Here is a 2,880-nt window from a genome sequence, read left to right as displayed (position 1 = left end):
GACCGCAACACCCGCCGCGATGCGCCTGAAAACCTCAACCCGCTCGTGCCGCGCCGGCCGACGCCGGAAATGGCCGACGAGGCTGAGCGCAATACGCGCGAGGAACTCCTGCGCAACCGGATCAAGGCGCTTGCCGGCCATGTCGACCGGCCCGCCGCCGACCGGCTGGGCTTGCGCAATCTGTCGCCGATCCAGGAGGCGCTGCTCGTGCGGTTCGCCCGCAATCGCGAGACCGGGCTGTTTGCGACTGTGCTTGCCGATACGCTTTCGGCCAGCCGTTGGCTTTCGGAACGGATCCTGCTCGACATTTCCGGTCAGCAGCTCGCCGCAACGTTGAAGGGCCTGGCGATGGTGAAGGACGATGCGCTCTTCATCCTCCAGCGGCTTTACGACCATCTGGCAGCCGAGCAGGACGGCGTGACGCGGAGCGCCTCTCTCTGGGATGGGCTCGACGAGGACGAATGCGGCAAACGCGTCGAGGCCTGGCGCCGCGCCGACAGCTATACCTATCCGGAACCGCAGCATCAGCCGATGTTTGCCGACAATCGCGCAGAGGACAGCCGCGAACCGCGGGTGATCCGCACCACTGCTAGCGTCCGCAAGCCGCTCAACGGCCTCTACCGGGTGCGCTGACCGGTCATAGCGCTGCCGCTCAAGCCGGCTTCACCACTTCGAACAGATCGGCGACGTCGTCGATCTCCAGTTCCAGCAGCCAGAGATCCGGATCGAAGCGCAGTTCGCGCGACAGCATCTCGCGGACGGCTTCCGGCTCGGCCCGTTCCGCCCTCATCTCGAATTTGCGACCGCCATCGTCCTCGCCGAAGAAGTTCTGCGGAGCCGGCGCGTAGAGCGTTTCCAGCCCGTCGCGGAAGCGTTGGCGGATGAAGATCGCCCCGGCCGCCTCCGCACCCTTCTTTTCGACAGCGGCAAAACCGCCGAGCCCGAAGACGCGGCGGATCATGGCGGAGACGACGATTTCGGATTTCAGGCGCATGGTTCCTCTTACGGCGCTTCGCGACCGGGCGCAAACTCGCCCTCCCCAAATTTTACCCGGATATAACTATTGCCATAATATTACCCGGATGATATTGGCTGCACTTCCATCAAGGAAGGCACGGGACATGAACACCATCGACAGGAAAGCGGCGATCTCCGCCTACAAGGAACGCAAGGCCCCGGCCGGCATCTATGCCATCCGTTTTGCACCCATGGGGCAGCGATGGGTCGGCCGCTCCGGAGACCTCGACAAGATCCAGAACCGCATCTGGTTCACGCTCCGGCACGGCAGCCATGTGAGCAAGAGCCTGCAGGCGGCCTGGAATGCCAACCGGCCGGAGGATTTCGCGATCGAACGGCTGGAAGAGATCGACGAGGAGCTGACCGGCTACCTGCGCGACCGGACGCTGAAGGACCGACATCTGCACTGGGCTTGGGAGCTCGGCGCCGAGGCGGTCTGAGCCCTTCCACGGGAGCCAGGCCACGGAAGTCCCTGAGAAGAAACGGGAAATCGCGATGCTGCGGCCTTTCCTTTCGCCGAATGCACCATATCTTACACATCGGTGCCGCACGGCACTGTCATGAAAAGGAGTTTGGGGCTTGGCTACTTCCGCATTGATCAGCATTCTGATCACCTTCCTGGTGATCGTCCTGGTTCTCTATCTCGTCGCGCGCCTGCCGATCGATGGCCGCGCGAAACAGATTGCGCAGATCATCATCATCATCATCGGCATCATTTCGCTGCTGAAATATCTCGCCGTTTTCTAAAGGCAGAGATGCGCCCGGCCATGCCGGGCGCCATCCCAATCGGCGGCTCGGGATCACGCCGTCATCGCATTTGTCCGCCGGTATTCCTGCGTCACCCCGCCAAAACCCCAGGCGTCCGCCTCCACCTCGCGGACGATGACATAGGTGGCGGGCGGTATCCCGCCGAGGCTCTTTTTCAAAAGCGCGTCCATCGCCTCGATGAAACGCTGCTTCTCCTCGGCCGTGTTGGTGCCGAGCGTGACATTGGCCTCCACATGCGCGGCCACTTCCAGCGGCTCGCCACCGACGGTCCACCCGGAAAGATCGACCTCCTCCACCAGGACCGCGGTGACCTCGCGGCGCTTGCGCATGATCGTGTTCATCAGCACCGTAGTTTCCTGCTGCAGCAGGCGCCGTGATTCCGGTTCGATGCTTTTGCCGGCGATGATGACGTGAACGAAGGGCATGACGTTCTCCTTTTCGGATTTCTGTTGACGCCGCTATCTTCTCCCCGCACAATCATTTTGAAAATCACGAAGTTTCAAACGCATACTTTTATAAAACTTAACGATCATGCTGCCCGTCAATCTCGACATCGACATTCTGAGAAGTTTTGCGCTCGGCCTGGAGTTCGGCAGTTTCGCCAAGGCTGCCGACCGCCTCGGCCGTTCGCCTTCGGCGATCAGCCTGCAACTGAAGAGGCTCGAGGAACAGGTGGGAGAAACCCTGCTGCAGAAGCAGGGGCGTGGACTTGTGCTGACCGAAGCAGGCGAGATCCTGCTTAGCTATGCCAAGCGCATCCTGGAGCTCAACGACGAGGCGCGGGCGGCAGTGCGCGGCGGCGGCAAGCTCGAAGGCTGGGTGAAGATCGGCGTGCCGCAGGATTTCGCCGAAACCTGGCTGCCGGACCTGCTCGGTCGCTTTTCGAAGATCCATCCGAAGGTACGGGTCGAGGCCCGGGTCGACCGGGGTGTCGCGATGGTGCAGGCGATCGACAAGGGTGAACTCGACGTGGCGCTGACCTGGGGCACGCTCGCCAGCCCGCGGGCGGAGGTCGTCGCAAGGCGGGAAATCGCCTGGATCGGCCCGGACAGCTTCCGGCATATACCCGGAGAGACGCTTGCGATCGTCGCCTTC

At 62.5% G+C, this 2,880-nt stretch carries 5 protein-coding genes and 1 pseudogene; 4 read left to right on the top strand and 2 right to left on the bottom strand.

Annotated elements, in window-relative coordinates:
• Positions 1-633 (top strand): annotated as a pseudogene (locus MOV61_RS29360) (hypothetical protein); the annotation flags it as partial.
• A 19-nt stretch (positions 634-652) separates the two neighbouring features.
• On the opposite strand, the gene MOV61_RS29355 reads toward MOV61_RS29360, so the two are convergent.
• Complete coding sequence (locus MOV61_RS29355; RefSeq protein WP_247038780.1) at positions 653-994, bottom strand: DUF1491 family protein; 342 nt, start codon at positions 992-994, stop codon at positions 653-655.
• A gap of 127 nt (positions 995-1,121) precedes the next feature.
• Here MOV61_RS29355 and MOV61_RS29350 point away from each other — a divergent pair, with 127 nt between their 5' ends.
• Complete coding sequence (locus MOV61_RS29350; RefSeq protein WP_247139108.1) at positions 1,122-1,457, top strand: GIY-YIG nuclease family protein; 336 nt, start codon at positions 1,122-1,124, stop codon at positions 1,455-1,457.
• Positions 1,458-1,596: 139 nt separating this feature from the next.
• The gene (locus MOV61_RS29345; protein ID WP_007772654.1) at positions 1,597-1,764 is read left to right on the top strand and encodes a Thivi_2564 family membrane protein; all 168 of its coding nucleotides are present in this window, start codon (positions 1,597-1,599) and stop codon (positions 1,762-1,764) included.
• A 53-nt stretch (positions 1,765-1,817) separates the two neighbouring features.
• Here the strand turns inward: MOV61_RS29345 and MOV61_RS29340 are convergent, their stop codons facing one another.
• Positions 1,818-2,210 carry a tautomerase family protein gene (locus tag MOV61_RS29340; RefSeq protein WP_247038776.1) on the bottom strand — a complete coding sequence of 131 codons (393 nt, stop codon included), beginning with the start codon at positions 2,208-2,210 and terminating at the stop codon, positions 1,818-1,820.
• A 106-nt stretch (positions 2,211-2,316) separates the two neighbouring features.
• On the opposite strand from MOV61_RS29340, the gene MOV61_RS29335 reads away from it, so the two are divergent.
• Positions 2,317-2,880 (top strand): LysR family transcriptional regulator (locus MOV61_RS29335; RefSeq protein ID WP_247139107.1); only part of this gene is annotated, 564 nt, incomplete at its 3' end.

It is taken from the genome of Neorhizobium sp. BETTINA12A (assembly GCF_023006485.1).
Taxonomy (GTDB): Bacteria; Pseudomonadota; Alphaproteobacteria; order Rhizobiales; family Rhizobiaceae; genus Neorhizobium.
Note: the sequence above shows the minus strand (reverse complement) of the source record. Positions and strands in the feature narration are given on the sequence as shown.